General features: G+C 61.5%; 22 protein-coding genes. 6 read left to right on the top strand and 16 right to left on the bottom strand.

The window, feature by feature from the left end; all coding sequences use genetic code 11:
* The first annotated feature begins 50 nt into the window (after window positions 1–50).
* A complete protein-coding gene (locus KBC96_02885; GenBank protein ID MBP6963331.1) occupies window positions 51–1,538 on the top strand; it encodes an ADP-ribosylglycohydrolase family protein in 1,488 nt (495 codons plus the stop codon).
* Between the two features lie 120 nt (window positions 1,539–1,658).
* On the opposite strand, the gene KBC96_02880 is transcribed toward KBC96_02885, so the two are convergent.
* Window positions 1,659–2,165: a phosphoheptose isomerase gene (locus KBC96_02880; protein MBP6963330.1), complete on the bottom strand. Its 507-nt coding sequence runs from the start codon at window positions 2,163–2,165 to the stop codon at window positions 1,659–1,661.
* Between the two features lie 139 nt (window positions 2,166–2,304).
* On the opposite strand from KBC96_02880, the gene KBC96_02875 reads away from it, so the two are divergent.
* Together KBC96_02875 and KBC96_02870 are read left to right on the top strand one after the other, a co-directional pair.
* Window positions 2,305–3,576: a DegT/DnrJ/EryC1/StrS family aminotransferase gene (locus KBC96_02875; protein ID MBP6963329.1), complete on the top strand. Its 1,272-nt coding sequence runs from the start codon at window positions 2,305–2,307 to the stop codon at window positions 3,574–3,576.
* 81 nt (window positions 3,577–3,657) lie between these two features.
* On the top strand, window positions 3,658–4,443 hold the full coding sequence (locus KBC96_02870; protein MBP6963328.1) for a TIM barrel protein: 786 nt from the start codon (window positions 3,658–3,660) through the stop codon (window positions 4,441–4,443).
* Between the two features lie 6 nt (window positions 4,444–4,449).
* Here the strand turns inward: KBC96_02870 and KBC96_02865 are convergent, their stop codons facing one another.
* Both KBC96_02865 and KBC96_02860 read right to left on the bottom strand, forming a co-directional pair.
* Window positions 4,450–4,665, bottom strand: a complete 216-nt coding sequence (locus tag KBC96_02865; GenBank protein ID MBP6963327.1) for a type II toxin-antitoxin system HicB family antitoxin — start codon at window positions 4,663–4,665, stop codon at window positions 4,450–4,452.
* 3 nt (window positions 4,666–4,668) lie between these two features.
* Window positions 4,669–4,854 carry a type II toxin-antitoxin system HicA family toxin gene (locus tag KBC96_02860; protein ID MBP6963326.1) on the bottom strand — a complete coding sequence of 62 codons (186 nt, stop codon included), beginning with the start codon at window positions 4,852–4,854 and terminating at the stop codon, window positions 4,669–4,671.
* A 119-nt stretch (window positions 4,855–4,973) separates the two neighbouring features.
* On the opposite strand from KBC96_02860, the gene KBC96_02855 reads away from it, so the two are divergent.
* From KBC96_02855 to KBC96_02845, 3 genes are read left to right on the top strand one after another with little or no spacing between them, the layout of a single operon-like run.
* Entirely contained in the window at window positions 4,974–6,452 is a 1,479-nt protein-coding gene (locus KBC96_02855) for a trimethylamine methyltransferase family protein (GenBank protein MBP6963325.1), read from the top strand.
* Window positions 6,453–6,473: 21 nt separating this feature from the next.
* Window positions 6,474–8,375: a hypothetical protein gene (locus KBC96_02850; GenBank protein MBP6963324.1), complete on the top strand. Its 1,902-nt coding sequence runs from the start codon at window positions 6,474–6,476 to the stop codon at window positions 8,373–8,375.
* 10 nt (window positions 8,376–8,385) lie between these two features.
* Complete coding sequence (locus KBC96_02845) at window positions 8,386–9,411, top strand: radical SAM protein (GenBank protein ID MBP6963323.1); 1,026 nt, start codon at window positions 8,386–8,388, stop codon at window positions 9,409–9,411.
* On the opposite strand, the gene KBC96_02840 is transcribed toward KBC96_02845, so the two are convergent.
* From KBC96_02840 to KBC96_02780, 13 genes are all read right to left on the bottom strand, one after another.
* Window positions 9,408–10,502: a hypothetical protein gene (locus KBC96_02840; protein MBP6963322.1), complete on the bottom strand. Its 1,095-nt coding sequence runs from the start codon at window positions 10,500–10,502 to the stop codon at window positions 9,408–9,410. The two genes, KBC96_02845 and KBC96_02840, sit on opposite strands and share 4 nt — an antisense overlap.
* Before the next feature lie 87 nt (window positions 10,503–10,589).
* Complete coding sequence (locus KBC96_02835; GenBank protein MBP6963321.1) at window positions 10,590–11,162, bottom strand: rubrerythrin family protein; 573 nt, start codon at window positions 11,160–11,162, stop codon at window positions 10,590–10,592.
* A gap of 138 nt (window positions 11,163–11,300) precedes the next feature.
* Entirely contained in the window at window positions 11,301–12,707 is a 1,407-nt protein-coding gene (locus KBC96_02830) for a sulfatase (protein MBP6963320.1), read from the bottom strand.
* A gap of 90 nt (window positions 12,708–12,797) precedes the next feature.
* Window positions 12,798–13,457: a hypothetical protein gene (locus KBC96_02825; protein MBP6963319.1), complete on the bottom strand. Its 660-nt coding sequence runs from the start codon at window positions 13,455–13,457 to the stop codon at window positions 12,798–12,800.
* A complete protein-coding gene (locus KBC96_02820) occupies window positions 13,457–14,224 on the bottom strand; it encodes an ABC-2 transporter permease (GenBank protein ID MBP6963318.1) in 768 nt (255 codons plus the stop codon). Before KBC96_02820 ends, KBC96_02825 begins: the two co-directional genes overlap by 1 nt.
* Window positions 14,212–14,961: an ABC transporter ATP-binding protein gene (locus KBC96_02815; protein ID MBP6963317.1), complete on the bottom strand. Its 750-nt coding sequence runs from the start codon at window positions 14,959–14,961 to the stop codon at window positions 14,212–14,214. Before KBC96_02815 ends, KBC96_02820 begins: the two co-directional genes overlap by 13 nt.
* Window positions 14,962–15,037: 76 nt before the next feature.
* The gene (locus tag KBC96_02810) at window positions 15,038–16,771 is read right to left on the bottom strand and encodes a polysaccharide deacetylase family protein (GenBank protein ID MBP6963316.1); all 1,734 of its coding nucleotides are present in this window, start codon (window positions 16,769–16,771) and stop codon (window positions 15,038–15,040) included.
* Window positions 16,772–16,949: 178 nt separating this feature from the next.
* A complete protein-coding gene (locus KBC96_02805) occupies window positions 16,950–17,252 on the bottom strand; it encodes an ATP-binding protein (GenBank protein ID MBP6963315.1) in 303 nt (100 codons plus the stop codon).
* A 311-nt stretch (window positions 17,253–17,563) separates the two neighbouring features.
* The gene (locus KBC96_02800; GenBank protein MBP6963314.1) at window positions 17,564–18,154 is read right to left on the bottom strand and encodes a DedA family protein; all 591 of its coding nucleotides are present in this window, start codon (window positions 18,152–18,154) and stop codon (window positions 17,564–17,566) included.
* A gap of 117 nt (window positions 18,155–18,271) precedes the next feature.
* Window positions 18,272–19,936: a ribonuclease J gene (locus KBC96_02795; GenBank protein MBP6963313.1), complete on the bottom strand. Its 1,665-nt coding sequence runs from the start codon at window positions 19,934–19,936 to the stop codon at window positions 18,272–18,274.
* Between the two features lie 70 nt (window positions 19,937–20,006).
* A complete protein-coding gene (locus KBC96_02790; GenBank protein MBP6963312.1) occupies window positions 20,007–21,041 on the bottom strand; it encodes an aspartate-semialdehyde dehydrogenase in 1,035 nt (344 codons plus the stop codon).
* 9 nt (window positions 21,042–21,050) lie between these two features.
* On the bottom strand, window positions 21,051–21,827 hold the full coding sequence (locus KBC96_02785) for a 4-hydroxy-tetrahydrodipicolinate reductase (protein ID MBP6963311.1): 777 nt from the start codon (window positions 21,825–21,827) through the stop codon (window positions 21,051–21,053).
* Window positions 21,828–21,832: 5 nt separating this feature from the next.
* On the bottom strand, window positions 21,833–23,068 hold the full coding sequence (locus tag KBC96_02780) for an insulinase family protein (protein ID MBP6963310.1): 1,236 nt from the start codon (window positions 23,066–23,068) through the stop codon (window positions 21,833–21,835).
* Window positions 23,069–23,153: the final 85 nt, after the last annotated feature.

Below are 23,153 nucleotides of genomic sequence, written 5' to 3'. Positions count from 1 at the left end.
CGACTCAGCCCGACAGCATCGAACCGCTCAGAATAGCCAGGAGCAAAACCGTGAACCTGAACAGACCGATCATCCTCTCTGAGGCCGAGTACCGCGACAAGGTATACGCGTGCTGGCTCGGCAAGAACATCGGGGGCACACTCGGCGCTCCGACCGAGGGCCGCAAGGAGATACTGAACTTCGAGTACTACGATCCGATGCCGTCCGAATCAGCGCCGAACGATGACCTCGACCTGCAACTCGTCTGGCTCAAGATGCTCCAGGAGCGCGGCATCAACCCGACGCTCTCCGACTTCGCCGATTACTGGATGAAGCATCTGGCCCCCTACCCCTGGGACGAGTACGGCTTCTGCCAGCGAAACCTCCAGCGGGGGCTCCGGCCGCCGATCTCCGGGTGCTTCGAGAACGACTTCATCGATCAGATGGGCTCCCCCATCCGCAGCGAGATATGGGCCTGCATCGCGCCCGGCGATCCCCAGCTCGCGGCGATGATGGCATGGAAGGATGCCGTCCTCGACCACGCGGGCGGCGAGGGCGTCTGGGGGGAGATGTTCTGGGCGGCCCTGGAAAGCGCCGCGTTTGTCATCCAAGACCCGATTACGCTCATCCGGATCGGGCTCGGCATGATCCCGATCTGGTCGCACATCCATCGGGCGATTACATCCGCCGTATGGTCATATGAGCACAAGGCCTCATGGGAGGATGCCCGCAGCCGGATCATCACGCGCTTCGGCCACAGCCACCCGTGCCACGCTCCGCAGAACCACGGCTTCACGATCATCGGCTGGCTCTACGGGGAGGGCTACGGCGACATGCTCTGCAAGGCGGTCAACTGCGGCTACGATACCGACTGCACCGGCGCCACACTCGGCTCGCTACTCGGCATCATCGGCGGCACGAAGGCCATCCCGAAGGAGTGGCGCGACCCGATCGGCGAGGGCATCGTGCTCCACAAGTTCACGCAGAACCTCGATGCGCCGAAGACCGTCGGCGAACTGACCGACCAGACCATCGAGATCGGCATGAAGCTCCTGAACACCAGGTCGCAGGTTGCCGGTATCGCATTTAGTACAATATCACCCGCTGATCCTATGCCAATCTTGACTCAGAACCACCTCGCGAGGGACCTCTGGGCGAGGGACATGGAATCGGCCATGGTGAGCGTTGGCGGCGGTCTGGAGATCACGCTTCACTATCACGGTGAGCCGGTGATCCGCCCGGGGTTCGCTAAGGTACTCAGCATCTCCGCCGAGCGATCGGGGCATGCGATCCCCGCCGACATGCAGTTGGAGGTCCCCAAGGGCTGGAAATCGAGCCCCCTCCGGCCATCGGAGGAAGAGGTCGCGTACGATGTCACCGCCGAGAAACCGTCGGACTCGAACACCGTGACCGCGCACGTCACCGTAGCAGGAAAGAAGCACAGCGCGCCGTTTGTGCTGTTCGGCCCGGATGCCGGAAAGGACTGGCAGCCTGCTCGCGGAGTTCCTACCTGCCCCAAGTGCCACGCGCGCCTCGAATCGTGCCTCTGCCCGAAGTAGAAGCGCACGTTCGTTCCGGAGTTGCACTCGGGAAAGCCGCACCATGAAGGCGGCTGAGCTTCCAGACCGGCTATACGGGAGGGAATGCAACCCCCTCCCCGACGGTATCCTGGCAGCCGGCTACCTGGAATAGTCGTCCTGCACGCGGACGATGTCCGACTCGTCGGAGAGGTTGCTCGGATCCTCGTGCTGCCAGATTTCGGCCACCCTGCCCCAGGAGTCGAGCGCCCCCGCCAGCCGATGCATGTGTCCGCAGGGGATGCTGATCACCTCGCCCGGATACAGGACGTCCGCCGCCAGGTTCTCGCGGTCCGGGCCGTGGATCACCATCACCGGTCCGTCGAGCACACGCCAGAGCTCCGACCGGCGGTGGTGAAGTTGGAGTGAAAGCCGCTGAGCGGGCGCCACGATCAGAACCTTCGGGTCGCGCCGGCCCGCATGCTTGCCGGTATCCGCACCCTTCCAGTAAGCCTTGAAAAACGCGCCTAGAGACTCCTCGGTGAACCTCAAGAATCCGCCCCACGGCCGCCCGAAATCTCGGTCCGCGATCTCCAATCCGAATCCGCGCGTTTCCGCCAGTATCCGATCGAAAACCATCCCTGCCTGTTCCTGATTGCTTAGTCTCATGTCGGCCTCCAAGGGCATTATATGGGCCGAGGAACGGACGAGTCAAGAAGCCGAGAGACCGCTGACGCCGCCCCTTCCGGTTGCGCGGCCTCGCACGGCTATGCTACAGTGCGTACGAGTATGAGAGGAGTGATAGACGATGGAAAAGCTGGCAATCGAGGGCGGTCCGAAGGCGAAGACGACACCTAACATACACATGTTTCCCGGCGGGATGGAGATCGGCGACGAGGAGCGTGCCGAGATCATGGAGGTGCTCGACCACAAGTACCTGTTCCGCTACTACGGCCCGGAGGACTTCCCGTCGAAGGTCCGGCAGTTGGAGATCGCTTTCGCGCGCCTCATCGGAACGAAGTATGCTCTCGCGGTCAACTCGTGCACGTCCGCGCTGATCTCGTCGCTGGTGGCGGTCGGCGTCGGTCCGGGCGACGAGGTGATCGTCCCCGGCTACACGTTCTTCGCGTCGGCGGCCTCGATCCTCGCGGCGAAGGCGATCCCGATCATCGCTGAGGTCGACGACTCCCTGACGCTCGACCCGGCGGACTTCGAGGCGAAGATCACCCCTCAGACGAAGGCCGTCATCCCGGTCCACATGCGGGGCGCTCCGTGCGACATGGATGCGATCATGGCGATCGCGCGGAAGCATGGCCTGAAGGTGATCGAGGATGTCGCGCAAGCGTGCGGAGGATCGTACCGCGGCGCGCGGCTCGGCGGCTTCGGGGACTGCAATGCGTTCAGCCTCCAGTACCACAAGATCATCACCTCGGGCGAGGGCGGAATCGTGACCACGGACGACGATCGCCTCTACGACCGCGCCCAGGCATATCACGACACAGCGGCGTGCTGGCGGCCGGACCGCTTCGGCCTCCCGAGATACGAGGGCGAAGTCTTCCCCGGCGTCAACTTCAGGATGAGCGAGTTGGCCGGCGCGGTGGCATTAGTCCAGCTCCGGAAGCTCGACGGCCTGCTCGCGGGGATGCGTCGGAACAAGGCGCGGATCAAGGGTCAGCTTTCCGACCTCCCACTCACCTTTCGGCGGATGAATGACGCCGAGGGCGACACGGCGATCGCGCTGATCTTCTTCCTGCCTGACAGCGCCTTGACGGCCCGGTTCGCGGAGGCGCTCCAGGCGGAGGGAGTCGCGGCCGCGTGCATCTTCGACAAGGGCATCCCCGACTGGCACGTCTACGCGCACTGGAAGCACATCATGGACAAGGTGACCGCGACTCAGGAGGGGTGCCCATACACCTGCGCGTACTACGGGAAGAAGGTCGAGTACTCGCCGGACATGTGCCCGAACACGCTCGAACTCCTCAGCCGCTCGATCCACATAGACATCCCCCCGCAGATGACGGATGCCGACTGCGGCATGATCGCGGAGGGGATACGGAAGGTGGCGGCAGCGCTCCTGTAGGAGGCGAAAATCGAACACCGAACGTCCATGATCCGATTCCGCAATTCCGAGTACGATTCCGATTAGGAGCAGGAGTATGATATGCCTGGGATAGATGTCTGCATTGAGCCCCTCTTTCCCGACCTCTCGCTGGTGGAGCGAGCGAAGAGAGTCCGTGACGCGGGATTCGACGCGATCGAGTTCTGGTTCTATGACATGGGCGGCGACCGAGGGATCGGTGAGCTTGCCGGGTACTGCCGCTCGACCGGCATGCTGATCAACAACATCGTGGCCAACTCGCCGGACGGAGCGATCGGCGGCTCCTTGACCGACCCGGCGGACAGGCGGAAGTATGTCGAGCGCGTCCGGGAGAGCATCCGGGTCGCGAAGGACATCGGCTGCGATAAGATGATCACCTGCACGGGCAACTTCCGCGCGGGCGTCTCACGGGAGGAGCAGCGCCGTAGCGTCGTGGACGGACTGAAGGCCGCGTGCGAGGTCTGCGAGGCGGAGGGGATCACGCTCCTGCTCGAAGCGCTGAACACCCTGGTGAACCATCCCGGCTACTTCCTCGACTCATCCGATGAGGGAGCGGCGATCTGTCGGGAGGTCGGCAGCCCGAACATGAAACTGCTCTACGATGTCTACCACATGCAGATCATGGAGGGAAATGTGATCGCGCGGATCGAGCAGCACCTCGATGTGATCGGCCACTTCCACTCCGCGGGCGTCCCGGGGAGGCATGAGCTTGACGACGGCGAGCTGAACTACCCCGAGGTCCTCCGCCGGATCGACGCGCTCGGATACAAGGGCCTCTTCGGCCTCGAGTACTGGCCGTCCCTCCCGAACGATGAGTCACTCACGAAGATGCGGTCGTTGACGAGGTAGCGAATCCTAGGCCGCGATGGAGATTCGCCCTGCCTCGGAGGTCGGCTCGGGGATCGGCAGGCCCTCTTCCTTGAGGCCTTCGATGTGGAAGGTCAGGGCATCCCGGAAGTTGCGCTCGGCTTCTTCCCTCGTCTTGCCCGTCGCCATGCACCCAGGGACATCGGGCGAATACGCCGCCCAGTTGTTCTCCGTATGCTCATATATGACCGTGTATTCCTTCATGGCTCATCTCCACTGCGCCTGCTTGCAGATGTTGCTGAGGGTTCCGGGCGGCACGTCTTCCGAAGGGTGGCCGTGCACCGTTACCACTCCACCTTTCGTGGCGTGCTTGAACTGTCGATGACTGCCTCGCGTCCGAACCAGATACCAGCCGTCTTCCTCAAGCTTCCTGACCAGATCGCGAACTTTCATGTCTAGTGTCAGTTTACCCTCAATCTGCGGTCCGGTCAAGCGTTTCCATGCCGGACGGTTCACAATGCTTGATAGCATCTGTGTATCCGTGTTACCATCTGACCATCAGGAGGCTCTCCATGCCGATCAGACGCCTGCACGGTGGTCAACTTGAAGTGCTCTCCGACGATGATATACAGATGATCCACGAGGCGGTGCTCGAAGTGATGAGCACGGTCGGGGTGAAGGTCGAGCACGGTGAGGCGCTTGGCATCTACCGGGACAACGGGTGCGATGTTGATTTCGAGAAGCAGGTCGTCCGGATGCCGGAGGACGTGCTGAAGAAGGCGCTGAGCACCGCGCCGAGCGAGTTCACCCTCTACGGCAAGACATCGGCTTTCGACGTCCACGTCAACCTCGACGATGTCTATACCATCGGCGGCTCGTCGGCGCTGACGGTCCTCGACCTCGAGGGAGTCAGACGCCCAGCGACGCTGCAGGACCTGTCGGACCTCACGCGGCTGCTCGACGGCCTGGAGAACCTCCACATCATGCATGCGCTCGTCGTTCCGCAGGACATCCCCCAGCCGGGGTTCGACCGCATCCTCTGGGCGACCGTCATGAAGAACACCAACCGCAACTACTACTCCCAGGGCCAGTGGGGAGTCAGTATCCGCGACCAGATCGAGATGGCAAAGGTCATCCAGGGCAGCGAGGCGGAGGTCCGCGCGCATCCGCTCTTCACGATCGTCATCTGCATGATGAGCCCGCTGATCCACAGCACCGAGCGGGTTGACGAGCTGATCGAGTCGGCGAGGCACGGGATTCCGCTCTACATCGAGGTCGATGCGATGCTCGGCGGGACGACTCCGATGACCATCGCCGGGACGCTCGTCGAGGAGTGCGCAAACGTCCTGACCGGCATCGCGCTCGCCCAGTTTGTGAACCCGGGGAATCCGTGCGTCTTCGCGATCGCATCTGGGCTGATGAGCATGTCGAACGGCGAGTATTCGGGCGGCGCGCCGGAGACGGGGCTGCTTCATGCGGCCACCGCGCAGATGGCTCACTTCTACAAGCTGCCGTTCCAAGGCGGGACGGGCATCGACTCGACGCTCCCGGACGCCCAGGCGGGATACGAGCGGGCGCTCCAGGTGCTGACGAACTCGCTCGCCGGGACGAACTTCGTGCACCTTTCGATCGGCATGATGGAGCAGATGCTGCTGGCGAGTTACGAGCAGGCGGTGATCGACAACGAGATTCTCGGCGCGGCGTTCAGGATCGTGCAGGGGGTCGAGGTCACTCGCGACGCGATCGGCCTCGACGCGATCAAGGAGGTCGGCATCGGCGGGAACTACCTGGCGCACGATCACACGGTGAAGTACATGCGCCCGCACACCTGGTTCCCCCGGATCACGAACCGCGAGCAGTGGACGCCCTGGATGGCAGGTGGTGGGAAGGACATGTCCCAGAGGGCGAACGAGCGAGCACGTCAGATCCTCGCCGAGCATCATCCCGAGCCGCTCACCGACGATCAGGAGCGTGAGATCGACCGCCTTGCCCTCGCCGCCCAAGTGCGCGCTATTGCTCAGGGTCCTTACACTATGTCGGGGGTACAGTGAACTACGAGATTGGAGTTTATCATGCATCGACTTGTATACGCCTTCGTGTTGAGCGGAGTTCTCACCTCGGGAGTTGGCCAGACCGCCCAGGGCGTTCGTGACATATACCCGGATACCTGGGTGGGCAGCGATGCCCTCGGCAGAACGATGCCGGGGTTCGCCGATGTGGGGCCGGTGAAGAACGATCAGCGCCGCGTGGTGGGGATCTTCTACATCACCTGGCACGACGACGGCAAGTACGGGATGAAGAGCCCGTATTCCGCCGATGTCTCGAAGATCCTCGCGAGGGACCCGAGCGCGCGCCTGGATGCCAAACATCCGCTGTGGACGGAAGGCTCGTATCACTGGGGAGAGCCTGAGGCGGGCTACTTCCTGAGCAAGGACGAGTACGTCATCCGCAAGGACATGTCGATGCTCGCCGACGCGGGCGTAGACGTGCTCGTGATGGACGTGACCAACGCCGTACGGTACTGGGAGGAGTGGGACGTCGTCTTCCCGGTCATGCAGAAGATGAAGGCCGAGGGAAACAAGGTCCCCAAGTTCTGCTTCTGGGCGTTCAACGGTCCCGTGGTAACCGTCGTGCAGGACCTCTACGACAGAATATACAAGACCGGGAAGTACAAGGACCTGTGGTTCATGTGGGACGGCAAGCCGCTCCTCCTTTACAACAACAATCCGAGTTGGGACTCCACCGGCTCACAGACCGGCCCCCAGGAGTACTCGAAGGAGGTCAAGGATTTCTTCACCCTGCGCACGATGTGGTGGGGCTACTATGAGTGGGCCGCAAAGCGCTTCGTCGGGGCCGAGGACAACTGGAGTTTCGGGCTCGACATGGGCGATCCGCGGGTCAGTTCCATGAAGCCGGAGGAGCGAGTCTCCCTCCACAACGGCAAGCGGGAGGAGGCGGCCGTCACGCCAGGACAGCATCCGTCGAGCCTGATCGGGAAGTCTTGGACCGTGGACAAGGGAGAGCCAGAGTTGAACGATCAGGATCTCCCCGTGCGCACGTTCGTGCCCTGGCTCGGCAAGTGGGTCGATCACCCCGAGGGCTACGGGATCTACTTCCAGCAGCGGTTCGATGAGGCGCTCGAGGCGAATCCGCAGTTCCTCTACATCAACGACTGGAACGAGTGGACCGCCGGCAAATACCATCCCGCTGAGGGCCAGACCTTTGACTTCATGCGCCGCAAGAGCCCTTTCTTCTTCGTGGACCAGTACAATGCCGAGTTCAACCGCGCCATCCAGCCGATGAAGGGCGGATACACCGACAACTACTACATGCAGATGGCTCAGAACATCCGGCGGTATAAGGGCGTCAGGCCGATACCCGAGCTTCGCGGATACGGCGCGATCAAGATCGACCGGGATTTCACTGACTGGAATCAGGTAGACGTCGAATATCGAGACACCATCGGCGATACGGCGCATCGCGACTACAACGGCTATGGCGGCCTGCATTACACGAACGACTCGGGGCGTAACGACATCGTCGCCTGCAAGGTCGCGGTGGACAGCAAGACGGTCTACTTCTACGCTGAGACGAACGACGCTCTGACGCCGCATACGGACTCGAACTGGATGCTGCTCTTCATCGACGCCGACAGAAACCCGGGGAGGGGGTGGTTCGGCTACGACTTCCTCATCAACCAGAGCATCGTTGATTCGAAGACCACCACGATCAAGCGGTATGACCTCGGGGCCAAGTCATGGGTGGAGGTTGGGAAGATCGGCTATCGGTACAAGGGAAAGACCCTTGAGCTGGCCGTCCCGCGCGAGATCCTGGGGCTGAAGGGCCTCGCATTCAGCTTCGACTTCCACTGGTGCGACAATCCCGCCGATATCACCGACCCGATCTCACTCTGCGTCAACGGCGACAGCGCCCCCAACCGGCGCTTCAACTACCGCTGCATCTGGCGGAGCTAGGTGGTGCGGATTGCGGAATCGAGAACTGGAAGACCTCATCGGCGAGGCGGGAATGAGGGCTGCCGGCCAGAGGTATGGTGTTGCGGGCTTGCTGTTCACATACCGCTGTTCGATCGCGTGCCAGCACTGTTTGTTCGGCTGCTCGACCGACAAGCCGGACGTCGCCATGACGCCCGAGCAATGTGCAGACGCCCTTGCGATGCTCCATGAGACCAACCGAGCGGTACACGTCGCAGGCGGCGAGGCGATGATGTACTGGGAGAGGTTGGCGAAGGGCTTGGCGCTCGCGCACGAGGAGGGCAATGCCCCGCATTTCATCGAGACCAACTGCTCATTTGCCACTAACGGACAGATCGTCAGGGAGCGGTTGGAGTTCCTCGCATCTCATGGAGTCCTGGGGCTGCTGGCATCGGCTGATCCGTTCCACCAGGAGTGGGTTCCGCCCGAGCGATTCATCCTCGTGCGCCGACTTGCACGGGAGATATTCGGCGAGGCGAACTTCTGGGGCCCGACGCAGAGCGATGAAGAGATCATGCACCTGCAGTCGTTCGCCCGCGACCTCGATCGGCTGCGGGAATACGTCAACCGCCGTGAGATCGTGATGGTCGGAAGTGCCTTTCGGGAACTACCCCGATACCGCGAGCACTTCGACCCACGTGACGAGCGAGTACCCCGGATGGGACATCGCGGGCCGAGGAAGAACAAGAGCTGCCTGGACGAGTTCAGGGCCGAAACGATCTGGGAGTTTCACATCGACCCCTACGGTAACATCCAGACCAACTGCGGGATGATCCTCGGACGAGTCGGCGAGACGACACCGGCTTGCGTCTTGGCCCGGGGGCCGGAGAATGCCAACGAGTTCACAAGGACGGTGTGCGAGAGCGGACCTATCGGCCTTGCGGAACTGGCAACAAAGGAATACGGCTTCGTCTGGCCGGAATCGATATCGCAGGACTGCGAGCTGTGCTTCCTCGCACGGAGGCATCTAAGGCAGTTTCATCCCCAGGTATTCGGCCCGGCTGAGATCTATGACTAGACTGCCGGACGCTCATACTCCTTGAGGATCTCAGCCACCAGGCGGACGCGCTCGATGTCGCAGACCGGCGACGGCTCATCCGAGACGCCGAGGACCAGGTTCGGCGAGAACATCTCGATGCAGTCGCGCGCCGTGCGCTCCACTTCCTCGAGCGGCTCGGACGGAAGGAAGCTGGTCATCGGGATGCCGTCGAGCAGCACCATGTCGCCCAGCCCCTCCTTCATCTCCTGAAGCGTGACGTCACCCTGGGGAATCGGGGTCAACGCCTCGATGCCGTCGAGCCGCGTCTGTTGGGCATACGGGAGCAGGAGTTTGATGCTGCCGTCCCAGTGCGCATGCGTGAACTTGCCACGAGCTCGGAAGAGGTCGGCCCGCCGCTGGTACTCCGGGAGCACGTACCGCTCGAAGAGGTTCGGCGGCAGGAAGTGGTGGTCCACGTTGTCGCCGAAGTTGATGATCGGCACAGGGCTCTCGAGCACGACCTTCAGCATCGGCTCGTCGGTCTCGTTGATGACGTCGATCAGGTGCTCGACCATCGCCTGATCGTCATGGAGCGCGTAGATCGTGCCCTCGACCCCCATGATCTCGATCAGGAGCTTCTGCACGTTGACGCGGGGGATGAACATCATCGGGGCGGCCCGGTCGCCTACGATCGCGTCGTTCTGCGCGAACAGCTCGTTGTTGAACGACCACGTGCGCCCGCGAAGGATATACTCCATCACCCTCGCGTCATCCGGCGTTTCGACGGGGAACTTGTCGGTGTGCGATGCAAGGCCGGTTGAACGGGAGTGGGCCTCCACGGTCCCGACGGGAGTGATCCAACGGGAGACGTGCCGGTTCCCATGCTGCTCGGCCTCGTACTTCACGCTCGGATCGTCGGCGCATCCAAGGCAGCCGTTGAACCAGGGATAGCTGCGGATCGAGCACCCCAAGTCGTCGTAGACATCCAGGAGCGACATGTCCCTGTAAAGCTCGGGAAGCGTGTTCTGCGCCTTGTTGACTCCGTACCAATGCTCGATGCGGGGCTGGTAGACTACATTGTCTACGGGTTGATCGGCGAAGATCGCGAGGGTTCTCTCTCGGAAGTTCATGCCGGCGTTTCCTCCACGCAAGCTTGTTGGGGCGGGAGTACAACTCCCGCCCCAACACCTCAACAGCGGCGTCTCTACATCGTCGAATCAGAAGTTGTCGGCGAGAAGCTCGAAATGCGCCTGGGGGTGCGCGCATGCCGGGCACAACTGGAGGGCTTCCGGACCTTCGTGGATATAGCCGCAGTTGCGGCACTTCCAGACGACCGGGGCGTCCTTCTTGAAGACCTTGCCGTCTTCGACGTTCTTCAACAGCGCGCGGTATCTCTCCTCGTGATGCTTCTCGACGGCAGCGATCTTCTCGAACACGACGGCCACCGCCTCAAATCCTTCGGCACGGGCAACGCGAGCAGCCTCAGGGTACAACTCCGACCACTCCTCGAGTTCACCAGCAGCGGCTGCGGCCAGGTTCTCGGCGGTCGTGCCGATCTTGCCGGCGGGAAAGACGCCGACGACCTCGCAAGTCCCACCCTCGAGGAACTTAAAGAAGCGCTTCGCGTGCTCCTTCTCGTTGTCCGCGGTCTCCGTGAAGATGGCGGATATCTGCTCATAGCCGTCCTTCTTCGCCTGACTGGCGAAATACGTATACCTGTTCCTCGCCTGGGACTCACCTGCAAACGAGGTGATCAGGTTCTTCTCGGTCCGGGTTCCTTTGATCTTCATACTCTCCTCCTTGATCATGCGACATTCGTCATGCCAAACATATGCCGAATCGCCAAAAAGCTCATCGCGAAGAGGTCGTCTCCCCGTGCAGAGCACACTATACCACAAGTAGTATTCCCAGGTCGCGTTCCATCTAACCTAGCTGCCCGCTGGATAGCCGGTCTCATCTCTGAGCCGCGCGAGACGAGCACGCATCTCGGAGAGTCTATCGGCGTGCTTCGCATCATCAACCAGGTTGCGGAGTTCCGTCGGGTCCTCTCTGAGATCGTAGAGCTCAGCCGGGACGCCTTCCTCGTCGAGATACTCGATATACTTCCAGCGCTCGGTCCGGACTCCAACGGTGGTCGGCGTCCAGTTGTATCCCTTCTCGCGGAAGTACTCGTACATCCACTCTTCGCGCCATCCCCGGGCCTTCCCTCGAAGCAGCGGACGGAACGACCTCCCCTGGATTCCCTGGGGCGCGGTCACCCCCGCAAGGTCGAGGAACGTGGGGCACAGATCAATGTTGAGCACCATGCCCTGGACCTCAGTTCCCGGCTTGACAACCTTCGGGTAGCGCATAACCATCGGGATGCGTATGGACTCCTCGTACATCAGGCGCTTGTCCACCCGCCCGTGCTCGCCGAGGAAATAGCCGTTGTCGCCGCAGAACACGATGACGGTATTGTCGAGTTCGCCCATCGCCTCCAGTGTATCGAGCACACGGCCGACTCCCTCGTCTACGGCGACGAGCGTCCGGCAATAGTCGAGTATCAACTCGTCCAGCTTGGCAGGGTCGGTCAGAGCTCCAGTCAAGTCGTGGCCGGGCTCCATGCCTCTCCGAATCCACTCGGGCTTGCCCTCTAGGGTATCGCTCATGCTCTTCGGGCGCTCGATCTTCTCGCCCGCATACAGCTTCTTGTGCCGCACGGCAGGCTGGAACGGGCCGTGAACCGCCTTGTGGGATAGATAGAGGCAGAACGGCGCATTCCGGGGTCTGTTCAGCCACTCGACGGCCTTGTCTGTCAACAGGTCGGTCATGTAGGTGCCGACCCGTTTGACTTCGCCGTTATCGTTCACGGTCGGGCTGTAGTAAACGCCCTGACCTTTGAAACTGAACCAGTAGTCGAAGCCCTTTCGAGGGCCCTCTTGCCCGGCCATGTGCCATTTGCCGACAAATGCGGTCTCGTATCCCGCCGCCTTGAGCACGGTCGGGAAGGTCGGCTGGCTGTCTTCGAACACGGTGGCATTGTTGAGGACGCCATGGGAGTGAGCATATCGCCCCGTCAGAAAGCTCGCCCTGCTGGGAGAACACAGTGAGGTTGTGACGAAGGCATTGCGGAAGATCGCTCCCTCTCGTGCGATACGGTCGATGTTCGGAGTGCGCAGGAAGGGGTGGCCCATGCAACTCATCGCATCGAACCGATGGTCGTCGGTCAGGATGAAGACGAGGTTCGGCTGTTTCGATGGTGCGGACGCTCCCTCGACACCGACCAAGGGCAGTACCGCGCAGGCAGCCCCTATCCCTGCAAGAAACTCACGCCTGGTGGCATGCCCGTCGCTCATGGGTCGCACTCCTCCTCGCGAGATGATGTCGCTTCAGAGGATACATTTCGGCGCCGACCCAGGAGCTACCTGCTTGTTCGGAGATGGCGTCTACTTCCGCAGTCTCTCCGCACAATCGCGCAGGTAAATCCGGGCCGCCTTCAACTCAAACGGCGAGTCCTCGTCGAGCGATCTGTACAGCCTCATCGCTGTACGGAGGTCGGAAGCCGATTCGTTCCAGCGTTCCAGGCGGTGGTAGAGGATGCCGCGCTCCAGGTAGACGCGGTGGTCCGAGGGGTTGCTCGCAATCCCCGCGGATATGAAGCGTTCGGCCTCGCGAACCTGCCCCGTTCGGTAGTACCAGTAGGCGCCGGTCCGCCAGGCCTCGACGTTCCGCGGGTCAAGACGCGCGGCGATGACGAACCAGGGGAGGAGTTCCTTCTCATCCGAGCCGACAACATGACTGTGGTCACGGGGAGCGGTCTGGCCGTGCAGTCTCCTCACCAATCCCTGCATTGGCAGGGAATGAGAACGCTGCTGATCTCCGTCATGCCCGTGATCTTCGCACAGATGGCCTGCCCCTTTGTGGAGGTAGAGATCAGCCTGATCGAGCGCGCTTCGCGAGGCAATCTCGGCCGTTCCGCCGAATAACCGCACAAGGATGTCACCGTTCTGCCGATCCGCAGCCTCAGTCCGAACTCCTATCGGACCGCAGAGAACGACGACGACCAGTCCGCAGATCGCCATTACGCCTAGATGCCTGGACTCCATCACAGCCACTTCCTGCGGAACGTGAGCGACGCGCAGGCGCCTGCGAAGAGAGCATACCCCAGTCCGTAGGCCAGTATCTGCACGAATGCTATCTTCGGCAGAGGCCCCCATCCGTGCACGAACCTGCGCGATATGTCGAAGAACTCGAAGTGCGGGAGAGCGAGGTATGCCGCCCACGCCGCGTACTGACGCATCCCGGTCATTGTCTCGATGGCCGACATGAGCGACTGCCCGCCGTAACGCGTCACGCAGAGGAGAACGAGCGCGAATGTTACCGCCGCCGCCGGTGAGAAAGCGCATGAGAGGCAGAGAGATATGCTGCACAGCAGAGTGAGCGCGCAGACCTGCAGGGCATACGCCTGCCAAAGAGTCGCATCCAAGACGCCCGCGCCTCCCCTTATCGCCAGCATCACTATTAGGATCAGGAAGAGGCCGGTGAAACAGGTAATTGCGGCCGACACCGCACCCAGACCCCGACCCGCGATGTACTGCCATCTCGGAATCGGGCGAGCGAGCAGGATGTAGGCTGTCCGCTGTTCGACGTCGGTTGGAATCTGGCGAGTTGCGAGCGCCACGGCAAGCGCGAACGAAGCCAGCCAAGCGACCTGCATGACGATCTCTCGCGAGAATCTCCCGGCCTGCGAAGCACCGAGATTCGCCATCTGAAGCCAGCCCGCGAGGAGCGCGATCAGGACCAGCACTACGTAGAACTCCTTCCGCCGAAGCGTCTCGATAAGGGATAGATACGATAGTGCTAGGCAGCGCATGGCAGTTCCTCCCCAAGAAGGCGGATAAAGGCGCGCTCCAGGTTGCCGTCCATGCCCACGGCTTCGGATACGGCGCCGTCGTAGACCAGCCGCCCCTGGCAGAGCACGAGTATCCGATCCGCAACCATCTCGATCTCGCCGAGTTCGTGGGACGAGAAGAGAATGGTCTTGCCCTCCGATCGTAGTTCCACCAGCAATTCCCGCATCTTCATACGCGCGATCGGATCGAGGCCGGACATCGGCTCGTCGAGGATCAGGATGTCGGGGTTGTGCACCAGGGCCTGAGCAATGCCGGACTGTTGGAGCATCCCCTTCGAGAAGCCGAACATGCGGCTGTTCAGATGCTCGGTCATGCCCGTCCGCCTCGCGGCGGTTCTGACGGCATCCTTGCGCGCGCGCCTTGGAATCCCGGAGAGCCAAGCGCAGATGTAGAGGAACTCCAAGAGGCGCAGAAACCTCGGGTAGTACGATACCTCAGGCAGATAACCGAGCGACGCCCGCGACCGCGGATCGCTCGACCGAATGTCCAAGATGCGGCACGAGTCGCCGGGAGAAGGAATCAGGCCGAGCAGGGCTTTGATGGCGGAGGTCTTTCCGGCACCGTTCGGGCCGATGAACCCGACGATCTCTCCGCGGCCGACGCCAAACGAGAGGTCGGAGACTGCAGGTTTCTTCGGCCCGCGTCCCGTCCTGTAGGAGATCGAAAGCTGGTTTGCCTCGATGGCAGGCGAATCCAATGTTCCTCACATCCCTTCCTGGTATATTTTCGGAAGGAACTGAGGATGTCTGGAGGAACGGAGAGACCGCCCCAACCTACCGCGCGCCCAGAAGCTGGGACACGGTCACGAACTCGTACCCCGCGTCGCGCAGCCGTTTTGCGATGACCGGAAGCGCGTAAGACGCGGTAGCCTCGCCGTTGTGCATCAGGACGATGCCCCCGTCGGTGATGTTCTGAAACACATAGCCCGCAAGCCCCTGAGGGTCGCCGCCCTCGAGGTGACCGCAGTTGACTGTCCAAAAGACGCTGTTCATCCCTTGCCGTGATACAGCTTCCCTGACGGTAGAGTTGAAGTTGCCTCCCGGAGGCCTGAACAACCGCGGCGACTTACCGGTAATCACCCGGATCACGGCGTTCGTCTTGCACAGCTGCTCTTCGATCTCGTACAGAGAGAGGCTCGTCAGGTTCGGATGAGTGTAGCTGTGGCTGCCGATCTCATGCCCGCCCGCCTCAATGGCCTTGACGAGTTGCGGCTGTGCCTCCGCTCTGAAGCCGACGAGAAAGAACGTGGCAGGAATCTTGAGCCGTTCGAGCGTCTCCAGAAGGCGGACCGTCCTCTGGTTCGGGCCGTCGTCGAAGGTCAGAGCGACCAGTTTTCTGCCGGTCGGGCCGGACCTGATCTCCCGAGATGCCGGGGGCTTGCCGTTGATCTCTTGCAGCATCCGCCTGGCATCGGCGAAATCAGGCCGATATGCCAGCGTGCATTCGAGGTTGAGGGCCGCCGAATCCTTCTCCCCTTCATCGAGCATCAATTGCGCCAGTTCGTAGTGGGCGAGCCGCCTGCTCTCCGACAGCCTGATGCACCTCCACAGCCGCGCCCTCAGATTTTCGACCTCAGGCCCGGAGACTGGAGGCAGCCTAACAGGATCAGCATTATTCACGCGCACCCAGACCGACTTCGAACTGACAACATCGCCGGAAGCGTTCTTGCCGTCTATGCGCACCTGGTGGAGGCCGTTGGTGTGCCGTCTGGTGTTCCAGTTGAATGACAGCGGCTCAGAGTTCGACATGCCGACGAACGTGCCGTCCACGTAGAAGGTCACGAACTCGACGCCGTCAGCACCGCTCGTGTCAGCCGTGAGGTAGACCGTCTCCGCCACTTCGCGGGCGTCGTCGCCTCGAGGCGGAGTCCATGTCATCCTACAAGACGGCAGGGCGACCGGCGCCGAGGAGATAAACGTCGCGACAGGACTCCTCCGCTCCTCGAAACCGGGCAGGCACGGCGAGGCGAGGATCTCAGTCAAGAGTGTGCGAGCATCGGCGTGGAGACCCGTCCTCAGAGCAGCGTAGGCATCCATCTGCTTGTCGAGAAGGGATTCGGACTGCCTCGCCGGCGTCGAACGGCCGACGATGTGGTCTCGATAGCGCTCGAAGGTGTCTATGTCAGAAGGTGGAGCGCCCGCCTCGCGCGCGGCCGCGATCTCCTTGTCAACGGCGGGGGCGTCCCCCCTGACCAAGGCCGTCACCGCGAGTCCGTAGTGGGCGAGCCATTCACCCGGGGAAGACTCAGTCACGGCCCGGAACTCCCCCGACGAGCCGTCTATCCTGCCTCCGTGGAGATAGAGCACGGCAAGCGAGAGGTGGACGAGCGGGTCTGCCTCGTTGGCGGCAATAGCTTGCTCGATTGCGCTACCGGCTTGATCGCACGCACCCATCTCGATCGCGGACACGGCCTCCCGGAGGCTTTCCAGGTAATCGGCGGCATTCGCGGTCGCGGAGGCGATACACAGCAAGACACATAGGGCAATACGGCCAGGCAGGTTCTTCATGATCAGGTGTTACGGAAGCACGGGTTTCCCCATGCAAAGAGTACCGCTTTCTTTCATGAATGTCAAACGTCGGACGGCGGGTGGACGACGTCGAAGGCGATGAGAGAAGGACCGAGCTGCGAGGAATAGAGCAAGCGTCGGCGGTCCGATTGACCTCGCCGCCGACGCTACCGGTGAATCAACACCGAGAGAAGAACTCTGCCGGAGGGAAATGCGTTTCTCGGTAGGCAAGATCTACTATGATTTCATCCGGACGCGCGTCAATCTTCAGCGCGATGCGGCCTTCGTTGGGATGCTTCTGCTGGGTGAGTGCGTTGTTGTACGCCTCGGTGACCGCAAGCTGGAGATCGGTGACCTCGATAACTGTGAGGCGGGTGCCGCGGGCGATCTCCCTGATGAATCTGCGCAAGACGGACGCCGCAGACGGCTCAGCCGGCAGGCTGAACCTGGTGATTCTGGATCGCGATGTATACGTTGTCATTCGGCTAGGTTTTCCTCCTCCACTTAGAGACTGCTGAAGGCTTGAAGTCGCCGCGGGAGGCTCAGCGCCGTGCTTATATGAACTACGCACGGTCTCGTTGATTCAACTCTACAGCAATGCAGGTGAAACGTCAACTGGTAAAAATAACAGTTTTTCGCAAGTTCCTTGACTCTGAGCAGCCTTTCGGCTCGACAATCGGACCCGCAACCTGAGACTCGTGACACTCGAACTCAGCATAGGGAGTCTACCCAAACACGGGGGTAACGCAAACATGACTATCAGGAAAACCAAGCGAGGAACAGAGCGCGATCTCAGCCGACCTCGGACTCTTTGTCGGGTTGCAGGTGATGGTAGAGCCAGAGCGCGAACCCCACGAGAAGAACGATGCCGATGATCACATCTGCACCATGGAAGTACGTCCGTATTGACTGCCAGTTGTCGCCGAGGACTTTGCCCACATAGGCGAGGAAGTAACACCAGGGCACCGACCCGACAAATGAATACACGATGAAGCGCAGGAAGTTCATCCGGGCAACGCCCGCCGGGAACGAGATGAACGTGCGGATCACGGGCAGCAGGCGGCTGATGAACACCGTAGCCTCGCCGTGCCTGGTGAACCATCTATCTGCCTTGTCAATATCCCGGGCGCGGATAAGTACGTACCGGCCGTATTTCTCGACAAAAGGCCGCCCGCCCAGCATGCCTGCAAGATACGCGACGGCCGACCCTACCGCGCATCCGAACGCTCCGGCCAGGGACACCCCGTGCAGGTTCAGTTTGCCCGTAGAAACGAGATAGCCGGAGAACGGCATGATGATCTCGCTCGGCAGGGGTATGCACGCACTCTCGATCGCCATGAGAGCGGCGACCCCGACGTATCCCATCGCCTCGATCTGCATCATGACCCAGTGCGCGATGGGCTTGAGTATTGCTTCCAAGCGGGAACCTCCTGCACAGGTGAGTTTGGCTCAGTGAGATGTCATTCTTTTCCGCGCGCGGAACGACGTTGCCCGGTTGCCCTAGATCTCCATGACGACGGGAATGACTATCGGCCGGCGGTGAGTCCGGGTGTAGAGCAGCTTGGCAACCGCTCTCTTCACATCGTCCTTTATGGTGCTCCACTCCGAAACGGAGTCAACCGCCAGTTCGCCGATGGTGGCAACTACGACTTCTCTAGCCTCTTCCATGAGTTCCTCGGCTTCCTCCACGAAGATGAAGCCGCGCGAGACGACGTCCGGACCGGCGACCAGCGCGCCTGTGGCCTTGTCTATGCTGAAGACGATGATGAACATACCGTCCTGGCCGAGGTGCCGCCGATCTCTCAGGACGATGTCACCGACGTCGCCGACTCCGATCCCGTCCACCAGGACGTCTCCCGCAGTGACCTGCCCCGTGATGGATGCACAGTCCCTGCTGATCTCCAGCACGCCGCCGACCTCCATGGCAAAGATCCTCTCTCTTGGGATCAACATCTCCTCGCCAAGTTCGATGTACTTCGCGACATGCCTGTACTCACCGTGCACCGGTACGATATAGCGCGGCCGCGTGAGGTTCAGCATCAGCCGCAGTTCGTCGCGGTTTCCGTGGCCGGAGACATGCACCGGGGTAGTCGCACCGTATATCACATCCGCCCCACGCTTGAAGAGGCGGTTGACTGTCCGCATGACGAGGTCTTCGTTGCCCGGTATAGGTGTGGCTGATATGATGACCGTGTCGCCGGGGTCCACAGTCACCTTGGCGAACTCGTCAAGGGCCATTCTCGTAAGCGCCGAGAGAGGCTCTCCCTGGCTGCCTGTCGTGAGCACGACGATCTCGACCGGGAAATGCTGTTTCACTTCGTCAAGCCGGATCAGAGTCCCCTCCGGTATCTGAAGATACCCGAGTTCCTGGGCTATCTCGACGTTGCGCGCCATGCTTCTGCCGGCGATAGCTACCTTGCGACCGAAACTGATCGCGGTGTTGACGGCCTGTTGGATGCGGTTGATGTTTGATGCGAAAGTGGCGATGAATATCTTGCCCATCGAGCGGGCGAAGATCTTCTCGAAGGCGCTTGCCACCGTACGTTCCGACGGGGTATGCCCCGGCTTCTCGACGTTCGTGCAGTCGCTGATGAGAAGCACCACCCCTTCGTCGCCGAGCTGTGCAAGCCTGCCGAAATCAGCGAACTTCCCGTCCGCCGGGGTCTGGTCGAACTTGAAGTCGCCGGTGTGCACGACCGTTCCGACGGGAAGGTGGATCGCAAGACCGACTCCATCCGGGATACTGTGGCTGACCCGGAGGAACTCGATATCGAAGATGCCGAGGCCGATCCGGTCGCCCGCCTCGATCTCGGTCATCACGGTCGTCGCGACGAGGCCGTGCTCCTCGAGTTTGGCTCGTACGAGACCCATGGTGAGGCGGGTCCCCCAGATCGGCAGGTTGACTTGCTTGAGGACGTAGGGCAGTGCGCCGATGTGGTCTTCGTGGCCGTGCGTTAGGACTATGCCTTCGATCCGATCTTCATTCTCGACGAGGTAGGTAACGTCCGGGATGACGATATCCACGCCGAGCATCTCTTCGTCGGGGAACATGAGGCCGCAGTCAATGACCAGGATCCGGCCGTCGTACTCGATCGCACTCATGTTCTTCCCGATCTCGGAGACGCCGCCGAGCGGGATATACTTCAATGTTGGTTCGTTGGTCATGACATGAGAATGGTGCGAGACTCAGTGTTCGATGGTCAATCCGGGACCTTGGGTAACGAACACTACCGGATCAGCGGCCCTCTATCATCCCGCGCTCGATGAGCAGTTCGGCGATCTGTATCGCGTTCAGAGCCGCCCCCTTGCGAAGGTTGTCGGAGACGACCCACATGCTCAGGCCGGTCGGGATGAACGGATCCTCGCGGACGCGCCCGATGAACGTTTCGTCCCTGCCCGAAGCTTCGATCGGGGTCGGATAGGTGCGGCAGTTCGGGTCGTCGTCGGTCGGCTTCGGATCGTCAACGACTACGCAACCCGGAGCCTTCGACAGAATCTCCCTGGCCTCGGCCGCCGTGATCTTCTCCTCAGTCTCGATGTAGACCGCTTCCGAGTGGGAGTTGAACACCGGCACGCGAACGGTCGTCGGCGTGACCTTGATATCTCTGTCGCCGAGGATCTTATGAGTCTCGGCGACCATCTTCCACTCCTCGCTGGTATATCCGTCCTGACGGAAACCGCCGATGTGCGGCAGCAGGTTGAACCCGATCTGGTACGGATAGACCTGAGGTGGTGCGATCTCTCTGCCGGCGACCAGAAGCGATGCCTGATCGTGGAGTTCCTTGATCGCGTCGCGGCCGGTGCCTGAGACGGCCTGATAGGTCGTCACGACAAGCCTGGTGATGCGCGATCGGTCGTACAGCGGCTTCAGCGCGACCACCATCTGGATCGTCGAGCAGTTCGGGTTGGCGATCACGCCCTTGTGCCAGGACACGTCATCCGGGTTGCACTCCGGAACCACTAGAGGAACGTTTTCGTCCATACGGAACGTGTTGGAGTTGTCTATCACGACCGCTCCGCGATTCGCCGCTTCCCAAGCGTAGGTCTTGCTCGCGCCCTCGGTGCCGGCGAACAGCGCGATGTCAACGCCCTCGAACGCCTCGGGAGTCGTCGGCTCGACGTTGCAGCTCCGGCCACCGACAACGATCTCCCTCGCTGAACGGGCGAGCACTTTCAGGTTGTTGATCGGGAAATCCCGCTGGGCGAGAACGTTTAACATCTCCTCGCCGACGGCGCCTGCTCCCACAACCGCTACGTTGTATCTGCCCATTTCTGCCCCCTACAATATGTTCTCGAGCCCCCAGATCACTTCTCTCAGTCCGAGGGACTTCCTGATCGCCAGGAGAACTCCCGGCATAAACGATTTCCTGTCCAGCGAATCGTGTCGGATGGTCAGGGTCTGGCCCAGCCCGCCAAATATGACTTCCTGATGCGCAACGAACCCCGGAAGCCGCACGCTGTGAATGCGAATCCCATCGTATTCGCCTCCCCGCGCCGGGGCCGACGCATCTGGCGCGTCCGCGGGCCTCTCGCATCGAGCTTCCGCCAGCAGCTTCGCGGTCAGAAGTGCCGTGCCGGACGGCGCGTCGAGCTTCCTGTCGTGGTGCAGTTCGATGACCTCCACGTTCGGGAAGTACTTGACGGCTTCGGCCGCCATCTTCATCATCAGCACTGCGCCGATTGCGAAGTTCGGAGCGATGATCGCACCCACACCACACTGGACGGCCGTCTGCCTGATCTGTTCGATGTCGGCCTTCGTAATGCCGGTCGTGCCAACGATAGGGACCGCGCCGGCCTCCATTGAGGCGCGGATGGCCCCCATGGCAACAACCGGGACGGTGAACACGACCACCGCGTCGGCTCCGGCGGTCCGCAGGGTCTTCGCCAAGTCAGAAGTCATGGTGACCTGCGAACCAGTGATAGCCTCGCCGTCATGAGCGGGATCAACCGCGCCGACCAGGGCCATCTCGGGAGACGCGCCCAGAACCGCGCCGACGGTTTCACCGCCCATGCGTCCACCCGCGCCCGCTATCACGACTCGAATGGGGTCGCTCATCTGCCTCAATGCCTCTCCGGTTCGAATGGACCGATCGCCGCCATAGGAAACTCCGCATCCGCAAAGAACCTGTCGGCTACCTGCTTCACGTCATCGTGACTCACGTTCGTTACCTTCGCAGTCAGCTCCTCTATCGTGAGCATCCGGCCGTAGTGGAGTTCGGACTTGCCGATGCGCATCATCCGATTGCTCATGCTCTCCTGACCGAGGGCGAGCGCTCCGCGTATCTGGTTCTTCGCCCGCGTCATCTCGAGATCGGAGATGCCGTTCGCGCCGATATCACCGAACTGCTCCTTGACAAGACCCACGACCTCGTCCATGTTGCCCTTGCTGCTGCCTCCGTAGACTGCAAACAAGCCTCCCTCACTGTAGGAGGCTGAGTACGAACCGATGGCGTAGGCCAGACCCCGGTTCTCCCTGACCTCCTGGAAGAGCCTGGAACTCATGCCGCCTCCGAGCGTCGTGTCCACGACCGCCAAGGCGTATCGCGAATCGTCGTGATGCGAACAGCCCTTCGTGCCAATACAGAAGTGCACCTGCTCGGTATCCCGGTGCGCCAGCGCGGATTCGACCGAAAAGTCGGGCGCGCTGCGCGAGCAGTCGCATTTCGCGCCTGAGAGTCGGCCGTACAGACGCGATACCTGATCGAGCAGAGCGTCATGATCCAGTCTTCCCGCTGCGGCGACCACAATGGTGTCCGGAGTACAGCGCGTTCGCATGAACTCCACGAGTTGATCGCGCGTGAGGCTCCGCACTGCCTCGCTTGTTCCAAGCACCGATCTCCCGAGCGGATGGCCGCTCCAGACGAGGCGGGCGAACATATCGTGAACGAGGTCATCCGGGGAGTCCTCGTGGCGCTTGATCTCTTCGAGGACGACGCCTTTCTCCATCTCGATCTCGCACGGATCGAGCTTTGAGTTCATGAACATGTCGGACAGCACGTCCACGGCCATCGCGAGATGCTCGTGAAGCACCCTGGCGTAGTAGCAGGTAAACTCCTTATCGGTGAACGCATTGACCTGACCGCCGATCGAGTCGAACTCCTCGGCGATCTGCCTGGCGTTGCGGGTCTCCGTTCCCTTGAAGAGCATATGTTCGAGGAAATGAGATATGCCTTGGTACTGCTCATCCTCATCCCTCGCGCCCGATCCCGCCCAGACCCCGACGGATACTGACTGGACGTGCGGAACCATCTCGCTTATGACCCGCACGCCGTTGGGCAGTATATCTTTCCTGATCATCGCGCCACCGACTCTCGACGCCTATCATACGACAATCAGGGGATCGGTGACCCCCTGATTGCGCGACCGTCTGCCTCGGGGGGCG

Source organism: Armatimonadota bacterium, from assembly GCA_017993055.1.
Taxonomy (GTDB): domain Bacteria; phylum Armatimonadota; class UBA5829; order DTJY01; family DTJY01; genus JAGONM01.
This window is presented reverse-complemented; position numbering and strand designations above follow the sequence as displayed.